Source organism: Yersinia sp. 1252 StPb PI, assembly GCF_048593885.1.
GTDB lineage: Bacteria > Pseudomonadota > Gammaproteobacteria > Enterobacterales > Enterobacteriaceae > Yersinia > Yersinia enterocolitica_E.
The window spans coordinates 1-21043 of record NZ_JAZGQE010000012.1 but is presented as its reverse complement, the minus strand read 5'-3'; the positions used below and the strand labels follow the sequence as shown (position 1 = coordinate 21043).

The following is a 21043-nucleotide window of genomic DNA, read 5'->3' as shown; positions in this document are numbered from 1 at the left end:
GGTGTACGCTGCGGTTTCTGCGCGCTGTCTGCACTCAAACTGCCTGCAACAATTACGCCTGTTAGGTAATTTGGGGTTCAGGCAGGTGTGAGCTAATTAAATTGAGGTGAACCGTGGCTAAAGCGCCAAAACGAGCATTTGTCTGTAATGAGTGTGGTGCCGATTATCCTCGTTGGCAGGGGCAGTGCAGTGCCTGTAATGCCTGGAATACCATTACCGAAATCAGGCTGGCGGCGGCAACCTCGTCGTCGTCGCGCAATGAGCGTTTTGGTGGCTATGCCGGTGATGCAGGCGTCAGCCGGGTACAGAAGCTGTCAGATATCAGTCTGGACGAACTACCGCGCTTTTCAACGGGCTTTCTGGAGTTTGATCGGGTGCTGGGTGGTGGTGTAGTGCCGGGCAGTGCCATTCTGATTGGTGGTAACCCCGGCGCGGGGAAAAGTACCTTACTGTTGCAAACGCTCTGCAAGCTGTCTGAAAACATGAAAACCCTGTATGTCACCGGCGAAGAGTCGTTGCAGCAGGTGGCGATGCGTGCGCATCGTTTGGGGTTGCCTACTGCGGGCCTCAATATGCTGTCGGAAACCAGTATCGAGCAAATTTGCTTGATTGCTGAGCAAGAGCAGCCGCGCTTGATGGTGATCGACTCCATTCAGGTGATGCATATGGCGGATATTCAGTCGTCGCCGGGCAGCGTGGCCCAAGTGCGCGAAACGGCCGCCTACCTGACCCGTTTTGCCAAAACCCGGGGTGTCGCCATTATCATGGTGGGCCATGTGACGAAAGATGGTTCACTGGCCGGGCCGAAAGTGCTGGAGCACTGTATTGACTGCTCTGTGATGCTTGATGGTGACGGTGATACTCGTTTCCGTACGCTGCGTAGCCACAAAAACCGCTTTGGTGCGGTTAATGAGTTAGGCGTATTTGCCATGACCGAACAGGGCTTGCGTGAAGTTAGCAACCCGTCGGCGATTTTCCTCAGCCGTGGGGATGAAGTCACTGCTGGTAGCTCGGTGATGGTGGTATGGGAAGGGACTCGCCCGCTGCTGGTAGAGATTCAGGCACTGGTCGATCACTCAATGATGTCCAACCCACGTCGGGTGGCGGTCGGTCTGGAACAGAACCGGCTGGCAATCTTGCTGGCGGTATTACATCGCCATGGCGGATTACAGATGTCGGACCAAGATGTGTTCGTCAATGTGGTGGGTGGTGTGAAAGTGACAGAAACCAGTGCTGATCTGGCATTGCTGATGTCGCTAGTATCCAGCTTGCGTGACCGCCCGCTGCCACAGGATTTAGTGGTGTTTGGTGAGGTAGGGCTAGCCGGTGAAATTCGCCCAGTACCCAGTGGTCAAGAGCGTATCTCTGAGGCGGCCAAACACGGTTTTAAACGCGCTATCGTGCCGTATGCCAATATGCCGAAGAAGCCCCTGCCCAATATGCAGGTGTTCGGTGTGAAGAAATTGGCTGATGCGTTGGCGGTGTTAGAGGATTTATAACCGCTAATTTAGTCGTGTTCATCTTGCAGCATACTGTGTTATTTTTGTTTAGCGCACTAAACAAGGAGGCGGTATGCTGCAATTCGACTATCTCAAAACAGCAATTAAGCAAAAGGGTTGCACCTTACAGCAAGTGGCCGAATGCAACGGCATGACCAAAGGTTATTTAAGCCAGCTACTCAACGACAAAATCAAAAGCCCCAGTGCGCAAAAGCTTGAAGCTCTGCACCGTTTCCTCGGGCTGGAGTTTCCCCGCCGTGAGAAAAAAGTCGGCGTGGTGTTTGGTAAATTTTACCCGCTGCATACCGGCCATATCTATTTAATCCAGCGCGCCTGTAGCCAGGTTGACGAGTTGCACATCATTCTTTGTTTCGATGAGCCACGCGATCGTGAGCTGTTTGAGAACAGTTCGATGTCACAGCAACCGACGGTCAGTGACCGTTTGCGCTGGTTGTTACAAACCTTTAAATATCAGAAAAATATCCATATTCATTCGTTTGATGAGCACGGTATCGAGCCGTACCCCCATGGCTGGGATGTGTGGAGCCATGGCGTAAAAAGCTTTATGAATGAAAAAGGCATTGTTCCGAATTTTATTTATTCCAGCGAAAGCCAGGATGCGCCGCATTACAACGAGCAATTTGGCATCGAAACCATCCTGATTGATCCACAGCGCTCATTTATGAATATCAGTGGTCGCCAGATCCGCCGTGACCCTTTCCGTTACTGGGACTATATTCCGACTGAAGTGAAGCCATTTTTTGTCCGTACTGTGGCGATACTGGGCGGTGAATCCAGTGGGAAATCCACTTTGGTCAATAAGTTAGCCAATATCTTCAATACTACCAGTGCGTGGGAATATGGCCGGGATTATGTCTTCTCCCATCTTGGCGGCGATGAGATGGCGTTGCAATATTCTGATTACGACAAAATCGCGCTGGGGCAGGCACAGTATGTGGATTTTGCGGTGAAATACGCCAACAAAGTGGCATTTATCGATACTGACTTTGTTACCACGCAGGCCTTTTGCAAAAAGTATGAAGGCAAAGAGCACCCCTTCGTGCAGGCGCTGATTGATGAATACCGTTTTGATCTGGTTATTTTGTTGGAAAATAATACGCCGTGGGTTGCCGATGGTTTGCGCAGCCTGGGGAGCGATCGTGACCGCAAATCCTTCCAGAACTTACTGGAGCAGATGTTGCGCAGTAATAATATCGAATATGTTCACGTCGAATCGGCAGACTATGATGAACGCTTTCTGCGCTGCGTCGAACTGGTGCAGCAGTTACTGGCCGCGGACCTGCAACGCCTTGCCCGCCCTTCATTATTGAGTGATGTACAACAATAGGGTTGATGAAAATTTGATATCTGAGGGCGTGATTGTTGCAGTCAGTTTGCATGCGGACAGCGCACAGAAACCGGAGCGTATACCATGACCTTATAAATCATGGCTACGTGAGGATTTTATTCGCTACGCTCCCCCTACGGGCCGCCCTTAAGGGCGTTCAAAATGTATGCATTTTGTGAGCACTGCCCAAATGTAAAATGGCAAATAAAATAGCCCTTTTAATAATATATTTAGTAAGCAATAACCACTTTACCCTGCATATGCCCGCCTGCAACTTGCGCGTGGGCGGCATGCAGGTTTTCCACTGTCAGGCCGTGCAGTGTTTCGCTTAAGGTGCCTGGCAGTTTGCCCTCATCCACCAACTGGCTTACCTGTTTCAAAATTTGCCCTTGTTGGGCGATATCCGGGGTAGAGAACATACTGCGGGTGAACATAAATTCCCAATGCAGGGCGGCACTTTTTAGTTTTAACTGATTTTGATCCAACGGTTTTTCATTCTCAACGATGGTACAGATTTGCCCCAATGGTGCGATGAGCTCACTGATGGCGGGCCAGTGGCCGTCGGTGTCATTCAGGCAAAGAATATAATCAACTTTATCAATACCTTCTTCTGCCAGCTCAGCTTTCAGATGGTGATAATCAACGGTTAAGTCCGCTCCACGTTCACGACACCAGGCGGCTGATGCTGGCCGTGATGCTGTTGCTATCACTTTTAGCGGGCTACGTAATGCCGCCAGAGGAATAGCTAATGAGCCAACCCCGCCCGCTCCCCCGATGATCAATAAACTTTGTCCGGCACTGGCGTGCTGAATTTTTAGATGTTCAAACAGCGCTTCCCATGCAGTTATTGCGGTTAATGGCAATGCAGCGGCCTGCGCCCAGTTGAATGAGCGGGGTTTGTGGGCCACGATGCGAGCATCAACCAACTGTTGGTTAGCATTGCTACCGGGGCGGGTGATATCGCCGGCATACCACACTTCATCACCTGCACGGAACTCGGTGACGTTCGCACCGACGCTGATGACCACTCCAGCGGCATCCCAACCCAGAATTCGCGGCTGTTGCAGGCCATTCTTCTTCAGGCCAGCATGTACTTTGGTATCAACCGGATTGATGGATGCGGCTTTAACCTCAACCAGCAAATCAAACGGACCGGGAGTGAGTGAGTCCAGAGCGACTTCAATAAAATCGGTGGGTTGTTGCGGGTTCACGGCAATGGCTTTAACTGACATGGTAATACTCCTGTTTAGCGTATGGATTGAGTCTAGACCTTCTTGGTGGTGGTGATAAGATGGACAATCACTAACGCAGTGTTCGTCTAAGATAAACAATCATGTTTAAACAACTTCAGGATATGGCGCTGTTTGCACGAGTCGCGGAGTGTGGCAGCTTTACCCGCGCCGCTGAAATGGCGGGTTTGCCGAAATCCAGTGTCAGCCAGCGCATCAGTCAATTAGAACAAAACTTAGGTATCCGTTTACTCAATCGAACCACCCGTCAGCTGAACCTGACCTTTGCCGGTGAGCGCTATCTGGTGCATTGTCAGGAGATGCTACAAGCCGCAGAGCGCGCTGATCTGGCGCTGCAACGCCTGAAGGATAACCCCAGTGGCCGCTTGCGCATCTCAACTCCGGCAGGGCTGGGCGCGACTTTACTGGCGCGGTTGGCAACAGATTTCCAGCGGCAATACCCGGATGTGCTGTTGGAAGTGTTAGTCTCGGACTCCATGGTAGACTTGGTTGAAGAAGGCTTCGATGTGGCATTGCGCACCGGTAAGCCACAGGACTCGTCACTGATTGGCCGCCGATTGGGCTATGCGCCACGCTATCTGTTGGCGTCACCCACCTATCAGGCACAGCATCCGCCACTCACTCATCCAAGGCAACTGGATACTCACCGTTGCATTGCCCACCGTGCCTGGCAGGCGCTGATTTTACGCCGTGAAGATGAGTTTTACCGCTGGCAGGTACCTGCGCTACATGTCACTGATAATCTACTGTATGCCCGTGAATGTGCCCTGGCAGGTGGTGGTATCACCCTATTACCGGCATTTTTAAGCCGTGAAGTGGTGGCAAACCGTCAATTAGTGGAAGTGTTACCACAATGGCAGGCTGAAGGTAATGAGCTGTATCTGGTGTATCCGAGTCGTAAGTTGAACTCACCGGCGCTGAGCTGTTTTATTGATGTGGTGATAGGTCATCCGGTGTTTGAAGACTATGTGCAGGGACTGGCAACGTCCTGAAAGATGTGGAGCCAGGCTCCACATCGGGCGAGCTATGCCAAATAGAACACTTCTCGTAGTGCCTGGCTTACCGGGCTGTTATCAGGGTTGGCTGGCATCACATCGGCCATATGTTGCCACCAGCGCTGGCAAATGGCGGTTTGGGCCACGGCATTCCAGCGCTCTTCTGATTCAATTTCGACAAAACCAAATAGCAAATTGCGCGTGTCATCGAGAAAAATTGAATAGTGGTGAGCGCCATGGGCTTTCAGTACCGCTTCCAGTTCTGGCCAGATGGGTGAGTGCCTCCGCTGATATTCTGCATGGGCATCAGGGTTAACCTGCATTACAAAGGCTTTGCGTATCATGATATTACTCCGATCAAAGTGCCTGTAAGTACAGTGCGCGGACTTGATCTCTGTCCGCAGTACGTGGGTTACAAGGAGCACAAGGATCCGCCAGCGCTTTATCTAACCAGCCTTCGATATCACTTTCCTGAATACCTAATGCTGAAAATCCGGCAGGAATGCCAACACGTTGTGACAACTGCCGAATGGCGCTTATCGCTTGATGGCTGGCTTGCTCATCAGTCAACTGCTGAGTATTTACCCCCATGGCTTGTGCTATGCGGGCAAAACGGCTGACTGCCTGTGGGCGGTTATACTCTTCAATGATTGGCAGTAAAATAGCATTGCACACCCCGTGTGGAAGGTTATGGGTAGCACCTGGTTGATGGGCCAGTGCATGCACTAAACCTAGCCCGGCGCTGTTAAATGCCATCCCCGCCAGATACTGGCCGCACGCCATCATTTCACGTGCGTGCAGATTCTTACCGTCATCGACTGCCAGAGGCAGCCATTGGCTGATCAGGCGAATAGATTCAAGCGCTGAATGGTCGGTTAGGGTGTGTGCGCCCAGCGATACGTACGCTTCGATAGCGTGGGTGAGGGCATCCATTCCGGTCGCAGCAGTCACACTGGCGGGAATATTCAACATGACAGCGGGATCATCGACGGCGATATCAGGAATAATATTGGTGTCGATAATGACTTCTTTTACTTGCCGCTGGCTATCAATAATCACTGCATTACTGGTCAGTTCTGCGGCTGTTCCGGCGGTGGTATTGATGGCGACCAGAGGGACGCCGCTCTGTTTTACTTTGCCGACACCGGAATACGCCGTGGATGGCCCCGGATTGGCGGTCAAAATTTTAACGGCTTTGGCTGTATCGATTGGGCTACCGCCACCAAAAGCTATCAGATAGTCACACTGATGCTGCCTGAAAGCAGTGAATCCTGCCTGTACTAACGTTTCGGTAGGGTTAGGAAATACCTCGCCAAACAAGGCATAAGGTAGCTGATGCTGCTGCATCGCAGCGAACAGACCGTCGAGTAGGCCGAGCTCGACCAATTGCCCATCAGTGACAATCAGGGCTTTGCCCCACTGTTTGTCACCGAGTAATTTAACCATATCCTCGATTGCACCTGTGCCGTGCAAGCTGATTTTTGGTAGTGCCAACATAAAGCTCATGCTGTGCTCCTCAAAGAAAGCAGACCAGATAATGACCAGCCCCGACCTGAACCGGAGCGTTGGTCGAAGGGGTTAAACGTCCAGTGCAGCGGCTAATGGGGTCACGTCAAAACGAGCCGCGAGTGCTATCAGTTGTTCACGAGAAATGGTTTGCTGCTTGCCACCCATCGACAGGACTTTCACCATGATTTCGGCGGATTTCTCGGCGGTATCAATCAGACCAAAGGCATCATCCAGTGTTGGCCCACTGCCGAAAATACCGTGGAATGGCCACAGCACTAGGCTGTGTTCACGCATCTGCTCGGCGGTTTGGCTACCAATACCGTCGGTTCCCGGCACCATCCATGGCACGATGCCGATACCGTCGGGGAACACCACCAGGCACTCGGTGCTGCCCTCCCATAACAATCGAGTGAAGCTGGCATTTTCCAGTTTTTGTACATAACTCAGAGCAATCAGATTGGTGGCATGGCAATGCATGATCACTCGGTTGCTGCCAGCACTGACTTGCATGCGAACAATATGAGATTGGAAGTGCGCGGCAAGCTCTGAGGTTGGCAGCCCCCCTTGGGGCAGGCCCCAGTGAATGTGATAAGCCATACCATCATTGCTGACTTGCAGTAGTACCAGATTGTCTTCTGGGTTTAACTCAACATTGCGGAAAAATTTGCCAGAACCGGTGACTAAGAACCAACTGTTCGCCAGTTCGGGGGCGGGTTGAGTGAGTTCTACGTTACGTGGTTGCGCTGCGAAATCACCACGATAGGGTTCAACCTCTTCAGCCAGTAAGCGCAGGCTGATATTGCCACCGTTACGTTCATCCCACCCTTTGCGCCACATATCGCTGGTGGCTTTAATCATTCCCTGAATAAACCAGGAAGATTGAATAGCTTGCATAATCATGAGTCCTTAACGTTGGCTGAGAGTCTGTTGTTCGTAATCACGTACTGCATTGAGCCAGCGGGCATCGACTGGCACATCGTTGCGCTGACAATACCCTTCCCAGATGGCTTGCCATGGCAGGGATTTCTGTTCTTCCAGCAGCGCCAGGCGTGCGGTGTAGTCACCGCGCAGTTCCAATTGGCGTAGCATCTCGGTCGGTTCCAATAAGGCGCGCAGCAAGGCTTTCTTCATGTTGCGAGTGCCAATGACCCAGGCGGCGATACGGTTGATGGAGGCATCAAAGAAGTCGAGACCGATATGTACCCTGTCGAACAGGTCGTGGCGGATAATTTCGCTGGCGATAGCCTGTGTTTCATCATCGAGCAAGACCACATGGTCGCTGTCCCAACGCACCGGGCGGCTGACATGCAGTAGCAGGCGCGGAACATACAACATGGCGCTAGAGATCTTGTCGGAAATCACTTCAGTCGGGTGGAAGTGACCGGCGTCCAGACACAGTGCGGTCTGGCGGCTGGCGGCATATCCCATGTAAAACTCGTTAGAGCCGACGGTGTAGCTTTCAGCCCCAATACCAAACAATTTGCTTTCGACGGCATCAATGTGATGGTTTGGGTTTAACTTTTCACTGATAACCTCATCCAGTGCTGATAGCAGCCGTTGGCGGGGTGCCAAACGGTCGATGGGGGTATCCTTCATGCCATCGGGGATCCAGATATTCATCACCGATGGTGTCCCTAGTTGCTCACCAAAATAGGCAGAGACCCGGCGGCTGGCCTGACAATGTTCAATCCAGAATTGGCGAATTTCAGGGTTGGCATGAGACAGGGTAAAACCATCGGCACTCAGTGGATGAGAGAAGCAGGATGGGTTGAAGTCCAATCCCAGATGATGTTTTTTAGCCCACTCAACCCAGCGGCTAAAGTGGCGTGGCTCAATTTTATTACGAGCCACGGGGGTATCCGATTCGAGATAAATAGCATGTAAATTTAGTCGTTTAGGGCCGGGAATCAATGTTAGGGCCAGCTCGAGGTCAGAACGTAACTCAGCAGCATTACGCGCTTTACCGGGGTAGTTACCGGTGGCCTGAATCCCGCCGGTCAGTACGCCATCCGGGTTTTCAAAACCGGTGACGTCATCACCTTGCCAGCAATGCATGGAGACCGGCAGGGTATCGAGGCGGGCAAGTGCGGCATCAACATCCACGCCGACGGCGGCAAATCGCTGTTTAGCCAGGCTCCAGGCCTGTTCAATAGAGTTCGTCATATGCAAAGTTCCTTAGGTAATTGACTCAGTGACTGGAATTGCGGCCAATGGGCTGCAAAGTCAGTGTTGTCGTGAGGGGATAAAGGGTGGAGTGGGAAGTTATTCGCCACGATACGGCGGTAGTGAGCAACATCGCTCATCTCTCCCAGTGCAATTAATTGGCTGCCAATATTGCCCAGTGTCGAGGCCTCAACCGGCCCCATGGTGACATTCAGGCCACAGGCATCAGCACAGAGCTGATTAAGGAATTGGTTTTGGCAGCCGCCACCGACGATATGCAAATGACTGATTGGACGCCCGCGTAACTCTGCCAGTTCTTGGGCAACTTGCCGGTACAACATGGCGAGGCTATCAAAGATACAACGAGCCAGTTGGGCTGCGGTGGTGGGGATTGGCATGCCATATTCGCGGCAGGCGTTCTGAATTTCGCCGCACATATTGGCTGGATTGATAAAGCGGCTGTCATTGGGGTTAATCAGCGAGCGGCAAGCTGGTTGGCGTGCCGCCTGTTCGATCAACTGCGGCAGGTCTTTAATCTGCAACTCATCAGTGGCCCGTTGCAGTAACCACAAACCCATAATATTTTTCAGTACCCGATAGCGGCCTTCAGCGCCACCTTCATTGGTGATATTGCTGGCCAGCGCCTGCCCATGGGTTATGGGGGTGAGGCTTTCAAACCCCATCAATGACCAGGTACCGGAGCTAAGATAGGCAGCATCCGCATCAATCAATGGTGCGGCAAGTACCGCGCTGGCAGTATCGTGGCTGGCAACGGCAATGACCGGCACCTGCTGGCCGCTGGCGCCTGGCCAATAGCCGATGGTATTGCCGGGTTTAGTGGGTTTGGCAAACCAATGGGCCGGTACGCCGGCATAGGCTAATAGATCGCTATCCCAATCATTGGTTTCAATATTAAGTAACTGGGTGGTAGTGGCATTGGTGTATTCCCAGTTAAGCTGGCCAGTAAGACGATAGTGCAAATAGTCCGGGATCAGTAACAGATGGGCGACATCGGCCAACAAATACGGTTGCTGTTCGCTTAATGCCCGTAATTGATACAAGGTATTGAACGGTAAAAATTGAATACCGGTACGGCGATAAATGGCACTGCTTCCCAGCGTTTGTTGCGCTTGCTCCATCACACCCTGCGTACGACTGTCGCGGTAGGAGACTGGCTGTCCGACTCGTTTCCCTTGCTTATCAAGTAAAACAAAATCAACACCCCAGCTATCAATGCCAATGCTGTCGAGCTGAATCCCTTCGCTATCGAGCTGATTCAGGCCCTGACGGATTGATTGTTCAATAGCATCAATATCCCAGACATCGGTACCATCAATGGATTTAATCTGATTAGCAAAGCGGCAAACTTCTCGCAGCTCAAGTTGCTGTTGGCTGGGATGATAACTCGCCAGCATCACGCGCCCGCTGGATGCGCCAAGGTCAATGGCGACTATGTGCCGTGGGCTGATAGATGGTGTCACTGCTGATTGTGTGGGCATGATTAGTGGCCTGTCATTTCTCAATGCCCACAGTGTAGAAACTTGCCTTACCTACCACCTTCTCATCACTGCCAGCCCCTATGGCTTGCTGGCAAAATGACGAAAGTGAAAGTGAAACAGCTCACAGTTTCGTATTTAAACAGGGCATCGCTCGCCTGTGACCCTGCGCATACTTTTCAACATTGCTGCACTTATCTAAAAAAAATCACCGCCAAAGTCGCTTTTAACGTCAAAAATTGAAGGTTTCATTACCGCTGCTGCTTTTACTATCGAGAGCTGAAGCAGGGCGATTTCGCCATGCCTGTTGAAAGAGGGCAAAAGATGACTGTCTTGCACAGTATTGATTTTTTCTCTTCAAGTTCCGCATCGGTTGCAATTGAAGCCCGGGCGCCACAACCAGTATTTCCAGAGCATCATCATGATTTTTATGAAATTATTATTGTTGAGCAGGGGGCCGGGGTCCATGTGTTTAATGGCAACCCCTACACCTTAAGCGGAGGGTGTGTTTGTTTTGTCCGTGACCATGATAGTCACCTGTTTGAGTCAACCGACGGTTTGTTCCTCACCAACGTCTTATTCCGTGCGCCCGATGCTTTTCGTTTCTTGTCTGGCGTAGAACATTTTCTGCCACGTGAAACGGAAGGGGTTTACCCCTCTCATTGGCGGATTAATGGACAGGTTTTACAGCAAGTAAAACACTTGATTCGCTGCCTTGAGCACTCGCCTCACAGTGAGCAAGCTGAAGATATTGCACTACATGAAAGTGTGTTTATGCAGTTGTTGGTACAACTGTGGCAAGGGTGTCGGGCGCAGGTGGGTGAGGATCAGGAAGGGCGGTTATGCCAATTATTAGACTGGCTACAGAACCACTACAGTGAGGTAATTGAGTGGCCGGAACTGGCTGATCGCTTTGCTTTACCATTACGCACCCTCCATCGGCAGTTAAAAAACCAGACCGGCATGACCCCACAACGTTATCTGACGCGTTTGCGTTTGCTACAGGCGCGTCATCAATTGTGTTACAGCGACAATAGCGTTACCGAGATTGCCTACCAATGTGGTTTCGGTGACAGCAATCATTTTTCAACGCTGTTTAAGCGGGAGTTTTCTCAGTCTCCCCGTGATTTGCGCAGTCAACTGTAGTGCAACCCGTGGAGGCGTGAATAGCATCACGGTAAAAATCGGTAGTTTCATGATAATGAGCTGCTTATTAATTGACCTGTAAATATAGGGCGATAAACATGCGGATACCACTGCGGTTAGAAAGCCGGGATTATTTGCCATCGGAGCAGATGCCGGTGGCGGTAACCAACCGATACCCGCAGGAAGTCTTCGCAGAGCATACCCATCAATTCTGCGAGATTGTGATTGTCTGGCGGGGTAACGGGTTACATGTCCTAAATGACCATCCTTACCGCATTACCTGTGGCGACGTTTTTTATATTCAAGCCACAGATCATCATAGCTACGAATCCGTGCATGACTTGGTATTAGATAACATTATTTATTGCCCGGAACGGTTACACCTAAATGCACAGTGGCATAAGTTATTACCTTTATTTGGGCATGAGCAGAATCAAGGATACTGGCGGTTAACCACGCAGGGCATGGCACAGGCTCGGCCGATTATTCATCAGTTGGCACAGGAGTCACGTAAGACAGATTCCTGGTCGATACAACTGACGGAGGCGCTATTATTGCAACTCGCCATCGTACTAAAACGCCATCGCTACCGAGCTGAACAGGCACATCTATTGCCCGATGGTGAACAGCTAGATCTCGTGATGTCTGCCGTACAACAAAGCCTGGCAACGCATTTTGATATGGCAGAGTTCTGCCATAAAAATCAGTTGGTTGAACGTTCACTTAAACAACTGTTTCGCCAACAGACCGGAATGAGTATCAGCCATTATTTACGCCAAATTCGCCTTTGTCATGCCAAATGTTTGCTGCGGGGAAGTGAGCATCGCATCAGTGATATTGCTGCGCGTTGCGGGTTTGAGGACAGTAATTATTTCTCTGCCGTTTTTACGCGTGAAGCAGGCATGACACCACGCGACTATCGCCAGCGTTTTGTTCGAGCACCGTTATTCGCGGGTAAGAATAGGCGGGAAGCAGAACAGCCGCAGGGTACGACCATCATTTAGCGATGCCAATTGGCGAGGACGTTGCTTAACGTCACCCGCCAATACCATTTTATCTTTAGTTTTGCGATTATGCTGCCATACCCAAACCGACTATATTTGCTGCCAGAATGATCACCAGACAACCAATACACAGCACCGTCACTGGTTTCTTGCTAGAGCATTTCCACTCTTTGAGTAACAGACCCACAATACCACCACACAACACATAGAAACTCATGTGCAGCATCCAGCTCATATAGTCATACTGTGGTGGGATTTTGGCGTGACCCCAGGCATAGAAGAAGAATTGCAGATACCACATCAATCCCCCCAAGGCTGAGAACAAAATATTAGTGATCAACAGCGGTTTGGCGATAGAAAAATCGGCTTTGACTGACAAATTCTTGAGGCTGGCTAAACGAATAAAACAGTAACTCAGGTTGATGATGGCCCCACCGCCCATGATGATGACGTAACTTGGCAACGCCACATACAGAGGGTTAATCCCTAATGCGCTGGCGGCTTCATGCATCGGTTTCGCGGCATCCATGGCAAATGACATACCGGCTGAGAAAATACCGCACATCACCGCCAGAATAAGCCCTTTCTTCAGGTTGAACTCTTCCGCCTGAATGCCCATGGCGCGTTCTTTCAGTAATCCAGCGTAACTGACAATAGCTACCCCGATCAGTGCCACGACGACGCCCAGCAGGGTCATTTGGCCGCCAGCAGTGCCGAGCAGTACATCAAAGCGCCCTTGCAGTATGGGGGTCATTAATGTGCCGATAATCAGGGTGATACCGATGGCAATCCCAATCCCCATCGACATGCCGAGGTAACGCATGGTCAGGCCGTAGTTGATATTACCAATCCCCCACATGGCACCGAACAGAAATACTGGCAGTAGGGTTGCTATACTGAAGGAGCCGTAATATTGCCAAAAATCAGGCAATAACAAATAGCTGACCGTCCAGGGTAGGATAAGCCATGACACCAGGCCACCAATCGACCACATGGTCTCCCATGACCACTTTTTAACTTGCTTAAACGGCGCGTAGAAACACGCCGCACTGGCAGCGCCCACCAGATGCCAAATTATCCCCAATATAATCGCATTGTTCATCTTATTATCCTTCGTTGTGATGGTGCGGGTAGGCGCAGAACCAGAAGGGCGCATAAACCGCTGATGACGAAGGAGTCTAAATAGTGTGCAGTCTTGTCACCTTCGGCTGACTGCCTTAGGACAAGGAATACTGGCAAAATTCAGTGGGTAAGAATGATAACGATCACAAAATGGAATTCTGGTGGTTGGCGGCTTGTTGGGGGGAGAGAGTCGCTGGAGTATTCGGCTCATTTGATGAGCCGAATAGCGGCTTTAATCGACTCACGTGATGAGCCGATGTCATATTACTTGGTCATCTTCTTATACTTGATACGGTGTGGTTCCAGTGCTTCGGCACCCAGAGTGCGTTTCTTCCACTCTTCGTATTCAGTAAAGTTACCTTCGAAGAACGCCACTTTGCCCTCATCCTGATAGTCGATGATATGGGTAGCAATTCGGTCAAGGAACCAACGGTCATGGGAAATAACCATCGCGCAACCCGGGAATTCCAGTAAGGCGTTTTCCAGTGCGCGCAGCGTTTCGATATCCAGATCGTTAGTCGGTTCATCGAGCAGCAACATGTTACCGCCAACCTGTAGCAGTTTGGCCAAATGGATACGGCCGCGCTCACCACCGGACAGCTCACCCACACGCTTGCCCTGATCAATCCCTTTAAAGTTAAAGCGGCCTACATAAGCACGGCTTGGAATTTCAAAGTTACCGATCTTCATGATGTCCTGACCGCCGGAGACTTCTTCCCATACGGTTTTGCTGTCGTCCATGTTGTCACGGAACTGATCAACCGATGCCAATTGCACGGTATCGCCCAGTGAAATCGTGCCGGAATCAGGTTGTTCCTGCCCAGATAACATGCGGAACAGGGTTGATTTACCGGCCCCGTTTGGCCCGATGATCCCCACTATCGCCCCTTTCGGCAGCGCAAAGGTCAGATCATCAATCAGCAGACGGTCACCGTAAGACTTGCTCAGGTGCTCAACTTCCAGCACTTTGTCGCCCAACCTTGGACCCGGCGGAATGAACAATTCACTGGTTTCATTACGTTTTTGATACTCAACGCTGTTAAGTTCTTCAAAGCGGGCCAGACGTGCTTTACCTTTCGCCTGACGGCCTTTTGGATTCTGGCGAACCCATTCCAGCTCTTTCTCAATAGACTTGCGACGTGCGGCTTCGGAAGAGGCTTCCAGTGCCAGACGAGCATCTTTCTGCTCCAGCCATGAGGAGTAATTGCCTTCCCACGGAATACCTTCGCCACGGTCCAGTTCCAGAATCCAACCCGCCACATTATCAAGGAAGTAACGGTCATGGGTAATGGCGACAACAGTGCCCTCATAGTCGTGCAAGAAGCGCTCCAGCCAAGCCACGGATTCGGCATCCAAGTGGTTAGTTGGTTCATCCAGCAACAACATATCGGGTTTTTCCAGCAGCAGGCGGCAAATTGCCACGCGACGACGTTCACCACCGGACAGATTGGCAATTTTGGCCTCCCACGGTGGCAGGCGCAGAGCATCGGCAGCACGCTCTAACTGGTTATCCAGGTTATGGCCATCATGAGACTGGATAATCGCTTCCAGCTCGCCTTGTTCCTTCGCCAGCTTATCAAAATCAGCATCAGGATCAGCGTACAGTGCATAAACCTCATCCAGACGGGTCAGCGCGCGTTTAACGTCACCCACCGCCTCTTCAACCGACTCACGCACGGTTTGCTCAAGATTTAGCTTAGGTTCCTGCGGCAGGTAACCAATTTTGATACCAGGCTGCGGGCGGGCTTCGCCTTCAATATCAGTGTCAATGCCAGCCATGATACGCAGTAGGGTAGATTTACCCGAGCCGTTAAGGCCCAGCACACCAATTTTGGCCCCAGGGAAGAAACTCAAGGAGATGTTTTTCAGAATATGTCGTTTCGGCGGAACTACTTTGCCGACGCGATGCATGGAATAGACGTATTGAGCCACGTTGCGTCTGCCTCTCTAGATCAGTTTTTATTAGGATATCTGGTGCGGAGTGTAGCCCGTTTTACTATACCCGTCATCTTTCAAGTCGCAGGTGTGTTCGCTACTGTCGCTAACCCGAATCACTTAAGTGATTCGGTGAGAGTCGTTTTATATCTCCCTGTAGCACTCGTCGGGAACGCAAAAAGGTTAGGGTGCGGTGACTATCATGGCCACCCGGCGGTTTTCTGCCCGCCCTTTAGGGGTACGGTTATCGGCGACCGGCTCTAACTTACCGCGGCCTCGTACCTCAATATTGGCTCGCGGAATACCTATGGTTGCCAGTGCATCCGCTACCGCAGAGGCACGTTGCAGCGATAACTGTTGGTTATACTCATCTTTACCGATGGAATCAGTATGCCCATCAACCCGCAGATGAGTAATGCCCACACTCGATAGTGCACGGCCAATGTTTTGTACTGTTTGCCCGCCAGACGGATTCAATTTTTTCACGTCACTATCGAATAACACTTTGTTTGCCAGACCAAATTCCCAGCCATTTTCAGTTAATTTAAATCCTTGTTCCTGTAAGGCTGCAATCTGCTCGGGTGTTAATCCTGGTGGTTTGGTTGCCTGACACCCCGCCAATATCAATAAACTCATGGCGAAAAAACTCATCCAGATATGGCTTATCAGACTGTTGTTTTTCAATCCCTGCATGTCACCTATCCTAAGCTTTCAGTAAGAGTAATATCCGATTGGTAGGCAATGACGCTGCCACCGAACTGGAAACGTTTCTTTGCTTGATACATGGCTTCGTCGGCCCGTTGTAATAGCTCTTCGGGGGTCAGCGCATGATCAGGGTAAATCGCAATACCGATGCTGATAGAGGCGGTTATCTCACTACCATCTACCAAATCAATAGGTTGATTCATACTGTCGATAATATTATTAGCGATGGTAACAACATCATCGGTGTCGTGGATCGGTGCCAGTAATACGGCGAATTCATCGCCGCCCAAACGTGCCACCAAATCGGTTTCACGTAACAGTGCGCGGATACGATCGGCAATCGCGGTCAGCACCAGATCTCCCGCTGCATGACCATAGTTATCATTGATTTCTTTGAAGTGATCACCATCAATAAATAACACGGCCAGTTGTTCATCATCGGCGCAATCACTCAACGTGCGGCTTAGTCGGCCCTCAAAGAAAGCACGGTTAGCCAATCCAGTCAGGCTATCATGGGCAGCACGGTGTGCAAGGAAGTCATTTTCCTGCGTTAAATGGGCTTGCCAAACCTCGAGCTCATCAAGTAATCCATTGAAGTCATTACTTAATTCGTTAAGTTCGACAATTTTTGCTGACGGCACTCGCTGACCAAAACTGCGGTGGCGGCTAACACTATGAGCAACTTCGGTGATTTTGTTCAACGACTCGATAATGCCAAACAGCATCCGGCGCGACAGGAATAGTGCCACTAACGTGCTGAGAATTAGGCAGACGAATAAGCCCACCAACCCTTGCAACAGAAAACGTAGCAGACTACCACCATGGCCAACAATCACGATGCTGCCGACTTCATTACCGGCATGCATCATGGGGAGTACCACCGGCTCAGGCAAAGCCCAACGGGCGACTTTTTGTTCCATATCATACATTGGACTATCTTTTGGTAGCGTCCAGTTAGCTATTTCTCGGCCATTCACATCGAGAATTTTAGCTTGGGCAACTTCTTCATTTGCCGCAATCAAGGACAGCGCCTCGTTAGCGGCCACGCTATCACCAAACACCACGGCAGCTTCAGTGGTGTAACTGATTGAACGGGCAATTAAATGTAGGTTATGGTCGGCATACACCCGCAAGGCAAACAGTGCCGCCAGTGTGAGAAAAATACCTGCCGTTGCGACCGAGACCAATGCCACCGTCAGATGTATACGACCGAGTACCCGTCCCAGAGTGGGGAGCTTCGCGATGTTTGGACGATTTTTTGTCTGTTTGACTGACTTATTCTGTGTTGAATTCATAATGCGTCTGTCTTTTTACGCGCAAGTTGCAACACACTGGGATGAACCTTTACCCCACCGCGTGCCAATGCATCCATATTGACTTTGAAAGAAGCCTGCTTACCTCCCAGTAACAAACAAAATGCACTGCCAAATGTACATTCGTCATAATCTTCACTGATGGTAAGAATCGGATATCCCGACAGTCGGGCTGTCAACTCCTGACGCTGTTGTCGCTCGGTACGCCCCAGATAAACGACATCGCAATTAGTTGCAATCGAGCTATCCGAGAGGGAATAGCGCTGAGTTTTAATGGGATGTGTGGTTTCCATAAACGCGGGATTAAACAGCTCTTCTGCATAGATTGTCGGGGCTACCACACACAAGCGCGTTACGACGGGGGCCACGGGCCAGCGTGCATAGCTGATAATACCCAACACCATTTTGGTGGCGGCATTACTGCGTTCATGGATAAGGGCTTCATTGATGTTATCCGCTGCCATTGATGGTAAGGGGGCAAGTAAGCCAGAGAGAAGTAATAAAATAGAAGCACAGGCCCGCCAGACACGCCATAGCGTCATTAGTTTTAGCGGATAGTCGCGTTCATAATTGCTGACGCCGTTAATTGCGCAAGTTGCGGTGTTCATTTTTGCGCTTCCTGTAGGGCGGCATGGTTCACATGTTCATTGCAGCGATCGCATAATAAATCGCCGCCATTCTATTATAAGATTTAATTGATGCAATAATAGTCATGCTATCGGCAATATGCGATTTATCTTAAATCATATTTATGGGCGATAAAAAAACCCGGCTAATTAGCCGGGCTTTATGTATCGCAACGTATTGATATCAGACCGGATTCGATCCGCGCTTAAAGCGACCGATAACCCACTTTTCGATCTCTACTACCAAGAAGATGGCGATGGAAACCAACAGTGTTAAGCCCCAGTAATAGGCTGGCAATGGTTCGGTACCGAAAGCAGTATTCATAAATGGCAGGTAGATGATGGCTAACTGCAACACGATCAATACACCGGATACTAACCACAGCCCTTTGTTAACAAAGACTTCTTTGTTCAGTGGGAAGCGGTCCATCACCCGGCAGTTAAACATATAAATCCACTGCGCGGTAACCAGTGTTTGCATCAATACTGTACGGATAAATTCAGTGCTGTAACCGCGTGGTTCCATGTAGGCTTCCAAGGCAAAAGCACTTAAGGCAATCAAGGTACCAACAAACGCGATACGCCAGATGGCATGGCCATCTAACACATGTTTTGATGGGTCACGTGGATTGCGGCGCATAATGCCTCTTTCTGCCGGTTCAAATGCTAAACCGAAAGAGAGCGTGGTAGAAGTTGCCATGTTTATCCAGAGGATTTGCAATGGCGTTAATGGAATAACAGCCCCCGCGAGGATGGCAAAGATAATGAGCAACCCTTGCGCCAGGTTGGTGGGCAATACAAACAGAATGGTTTTCTTCAGGTTATCGTAGACACGACGGCCTTCTTCAACTGCACTGGCAATGGTCGCGAAGTTATCGTCTGACAGCACCATATCGGCGGCTTCTTTTGTCACCTCGGTGCCTTTGATACCCATGGCGATACCCACATCAGCCTGTTTCAGCGCTGGCGCATCATTCACACCATCACCGGTCATGCCGACAATTTCGCCTTTCTCTTGTAAAGCTTTAACCAAACGCAGTTTATGTTCCGGGCTGGTACGGGCGAAAATATCATAATGAACGGCAGCTTGTGCCAGTTCTTTATCGTCCATATGCTCCAGTTGGCCACCGGTAATGGAGTCTTTACCATTGCCAATTCCCAGCATGGCACCAATCGCCATCGCGGTTTCCTGATGGTCGCCGGTGATCATTTTCACGCGAATACCAGCCTGCTGGCAGGTCGCTATGGCGTCGATGGCCTCAGGACGTGGTGGGTCCATCATGCCAGCGATACCAACAAACACCATGCCCTGCTGGATATCACTGTGGTCCAACTCACTGACAGGTTGTTCTGTTGGGCGGAAGGCTGCTGCTACCATGCGTAGACCTTGCTTGGCATAACGCGCCATCTCGGCTTCCCAGTAATCGCGGCGGAACGGTGCAACACCCTGGTCGGTCAGTTCTTGTTGGCAGAACGTAAACAACACATCAGGTGCGCCGGTCAGGAAGATACTATTTTCTGCTTGAACCTGATGGCTGGTAGCCATGTATTTATAGGCAGAATCAAAAGGAATTTTACCGTGCTGAGTCACTTGACCCAGCTCAATACCGGATTTGGCGGCTAATACTTTCAGTGCGCCTTCTGTCGGGCCGCCAGTAATGGCCCAATGACCTTGGTCGTTCTTCTGAATCTGGCTGTCATTACACAAATTCACCGCAGTGATAAATGTCTTTAACGTGCCGTTGGTATCGAGCGAGGCTTGCTGGTCACTCCCTTCCGGGTAAATGTTGCCAACCGGTTCGTAGCTTTCACCTTCTACGCGATAGCAGTGGTCTGCCAGAATCACTGCTTTAACGGTCATTTCGTTCATCGTCAGTGTGCCGGTTTTATCGGAACAGACGACAGTCATAGCACCTAAGGTTTCTACCGTTGGCAGCTTGCGGATAATCGCGCGGTTGCGCGCCATCGCTTGTACACCAAGGGAGAGGATGATCGAAATAATCGCCGGTAAGCCCTCGGGAACCGAGGCCACCGCCAGACTTATCAATGCCAGTAACAGCTCATCGACCGGCAGGTCGCGCAGGATAAAGGCGAAGACGAACAGGAATGCCATCATGACCAGGATCAGGATGAAAATGGCTTTGCCTAAACGATCCATCTGTTGCAGCAGCGGAGTGCGGGTTGATTCAACCGTCGACATCATTTGGTTGATATGGCCCAGTTCGGTATCACCGCCGCTGGCAATCACCAAACCTTTCGCGGTACCGGCACTGATGGTCGTCCCTGAGAACAGCAGGTTTTTGCGATCGCCAATCACCGACTCGTTCTCAATCACGCCGATTTGCTTCTCGACTACCGTTGACTCACCGGTCAGGATAGCTTCTTCAATCTGAAGATTGTGGGCTTCCAGCAACCGCAGGTCTGCGGGGATTTTATCCCCTGGTTTCAAGGTGACGATATCACCAGGGACCAGATCCTGTGCATCAATAATCTGGGCGCTACCATCACGAATGACCACCGCTTTACTGGAAAGCATATTCTGTATGCTTTTCAGAGACTTCTCGGCTTTATTTTCCTGAACATAACCAATTAAGGCGTTAATAACCGCAACACAAAGGATAATAATAGTGTCAACCGAGTGACCCATCAGACCCTTGACCAATGCTGCCGCTAATAAAATGTAAATCAGCACATCATTAAAGTGGGCTAAAAACTGTAGCAGGGGATGTTTGCTTTTTTTGGCCGGTAACGCATTGGGACCGTACTGTTTAAGGCGTTCCTCCGCCTCTTGTGGCGTTAACCCTTCTTCGCGGCTATTTAAATGCTGCAAAGACTCTTCCGCAGTAAGTTGATACCAGGCCTTACCCTCTGGGGGCGGGGAGGCGGATTTATGGTCTGATGAGTTTTGCATTGAAAGAACCTTCTTAAAAAT

Annotated in this window: 18 protein-coding genes; 6 read left to right on the top strand and 12 right to left on the bottom strand. The window is 50.5% G+C overall.

Annotated elements, in window-relative coordinates; genetic code table 11:
- Nucleotides 1-113: 113 nt before the first annotated feature.
- The gene (gene radA / locus V2A85_RS03480) at nucleotides 114-1499 is read left to right on the top strand and encodes a DNA repair protein RadA (protein WP_004701929.1); all 1386 of its coding nucleotides are present in this window, start codon (nucleotides 114-116) and stop codon (nucleotides 1497-1499) included.
- Between the two features lie 73 nt (nucleotides 1500-1572).
- Complete coding sequence (nadR, locus tag V2A85_RS03475; protein WP_420070888.1) at nucleotides 1573-2847, top strand: multifunctional transcriptional regulator/nicotinamide-nucleotide adenylyltransferase/ribosylnicotinamide kinase NadR; 1275 nt, start codon at nucleotides 1573-1575, stop codon at nucleotides 2845-2847.
- Between the two features lie 230 nt (nucleotides 2848-3077).
- On the opposite strand, the gene V2A85_RS03470 is transcribed toward nadR, so the two are convergent.
- A complete protein-coding gene (locus V2A85_RS03470) occupies nucleotides 3078-4079 on the bottom strand; it encodes a zinc-binding alcohol dehydrogenase family protein (RefSeq protein WP_372557952.1) in 1002 nt (333 codons plus the stop codon).
- A gap of 101 nt (nucleotides 4080-4180) precedes the next feature.
- Between V2A85_RS03470 and V2A85_RS03465 the strand changes: the two genes are divergently transcribed.
- Entirely contained in the window at nucleotides 4181-5089 is a 909-nt protein-coding gene (locus tag V2A85_RS03465; protein ID WP_420070887.1) for a LysR family transcriptional regulator, read from the top strand.
- Nucleotides 5090-5121: 32 nt separating this feature from the next.
- Here V2A85_RS03465 and rhaM read toward each other — a convergent pair whose 3' ends face one another.
- The 5 genes from rhaM to rhaB form a co-directional block, all read right to left on the bottom strand.
- A complete protein-coding gene (gene rhaM, locus V2A85_RS03460) occupies nucleotides 5122-5436 on the bottom strand; it encodes an L-rhamnose mutarotase (RefSeq protein ID WP_083160673.1) in 315 nt (104 codons plus the stop codon).
- Nucleotides 5437-5449: 13 nt separating this feature from the next.
- Nucleotides 5450-6598, bottom strand: coding sequence for a lactaldehyde reductase (fucO, locus tag V2A85_RS03455; protein WP_372557954.1), 1149 nt, complete (start codon nucleotides 6596-6598; stop codon nucleotides 5450-5452).
- 72 nt (nucleotides 6599-6670) lie between these two features.
- Complete coding sequence (gene rhaD, locus V2A85_RS03450; protein ID WP_420070886.1) at nucleotides 6671-7495, bottom strand: rhamnulose-1-phosphate aldolase; 825 nt, start codon at nucleotides 7493-7495, stop codon at nucleotides 6671-6673.
- A 12-nt stretch (nucleotides 7496-7507) separates the two neighbouring features.
- Nucleotides 7508-8764 carry an L-rhamnose isomerase gene (locus V2A85_RS03445; protein ID WP_420070885.1) on the bottom strand — a complete coding sequence of 419 codons (1257 nt, stop codon included), beginning with the start codon at nucleotides 8762-8764 and terminating at the stop codon, nucleotides 7508-7510.
- Complete coding sequence (gene rhaB, locus V2A85_RS03440; protein WP_420070900.1) at nucleotides 8761-10218, bottom strand: rhamnulokinase; 1458 nt, start codon at nucleotides 10216-10218, stop codon at nucleotides 8761-8763. Before rhaB ends, V2A85_RS03445 begins: the two co-directional genes overlap by 4 nt.
- Here rhaB and V2A85_RS03435 point away from each other — a divergent pair.
- The 3 genes from V2A85_RS03435 (at nucleotide 10208) to rhaR (ending at nucleotide 12410) form a co-directional block, all read left to right on the top strand.
- On the top strand, nucleotides 10208-10363 hold the full coding sequence (locus V2A85_RS03435) for a phosphoribosylaminoimidazole synthetase (protein ID WP_372557957.1): 156 nt from the start codon (nucleotides 10208-10210) through the stop codon (nucleotides 10361-10363). The two genes, rhaB and V2A85_RS03435, sit on opposite strands and share 11 nt — an antisense overlap.
- A 221-nt stretch (nucleotides 10364-10584) precedes the next feature.
- Entirely contained in the window at nucleotides 10585-11406 is an 822-nt protein-coding gene (rhaS, locus tag V2A85_RS03430) for an HTH-type transcriptional activator RhaS (protein ID WP_420070899.1), read from the top strand.
- A 98-nt stretch (nucleotides 11407-11504) separates the two neighbouring features.
- Complete coding sequence (gene rhaR, locus V2A85_RS03425) at nucleotides 11505-12410, top strand: HTH-type transcriptional activator RhaR (RefSeq protein WP_083160663.1); 906 nt, start codon at nucleotides 11505-11507, stop codon at nucleotides 12408-12410.
- Nucleotides 12411-12477: 67 nt separating this feature from the next.
- On the opposite strand, the gene rhaT is transcribed toward rhaR, so the two are convergent.
- From rhaT to V2A85_RS03395, 6 genes are all read right to left on the bottom strand, one after another.
- Nucleotides 12478-13512: an L-rhamnose/proton symporter RhaT gene (gene rhaT / locus V2A85_RS03420; RefSeq protein WP_372557958.1), complete on the bottom strand. Its 1035-nt coding sequence runs from the start codon at nucleotides 13510-13512 to the stop codon at nucleotides 12478-12480.
- Nucleotides 13513-13796: 284 nt separating this feature from the next.
- Nucleotides 13797-15464, bottom strand: a complete 1668-nt coding sequence (gene ettA / locus V2A85_RS03415; RefSeq protein ID WP_083160659.1) for an energy-dependent translational throttle protein EttA — start codon at nucleotides 15462-15464, stop codon at nucleotides 13797-13799.
- Between the two features lie 186 nt (nucleotides 15465-15650).
- Nucleotides 15651-16160: an OmpA family protein gene (locus V2A85_RS03410; protein ID WP_372557959.1), complete on the bottom strand. Its 510-nt coding sequence runs from the start codon at nucleotides 16158-16160 to the stop codon at nucleotides 15651-15653.
- A 5-nt stretch (nucleotides 16161-16165) separates the two neighbouring features.
- The gene (locus tag V2A85_RS03405; protein ID WP_372557960.1) at nucleotides 16166-17467 is read right to left on the bottom strand and encodes a diguanylate cyclase domain-containing protein; all 1302 of its coding nucleotides are present in this window, start codon (nucleotides 17465-17467) and stop codon (nucleotides 16166-16168) included.
- A complete protein-coding gene (locus V2A85_RS03400) occupies nucleotides 17464-18093 on the bottom strand; it encodes a YfiR family protein (protein ID WP_420070884.1) in 630 nt (209 codons plus the stop codon). The genes V2A85_RS03405 and V2A85_RS03400 overlap by 4 nt, the downstream gene beginning before the upstream one ends.
- Nucleotides 18094-18295: 202 nt before the next feature.
- On the bottom strand, nucleotides 18296-21022 hold the full coding sequence (locus V2A85_RS03395) for a cation-transporting P-type ATPase (RefSeq protein WP_372557962.1): 2727 nt from the start codon (nucleotides 21020-21022) through the stop codon (nucleotides 18296-18298).
- Nucleotides 21023-21043: the final 21 nt, after the last annotated feature.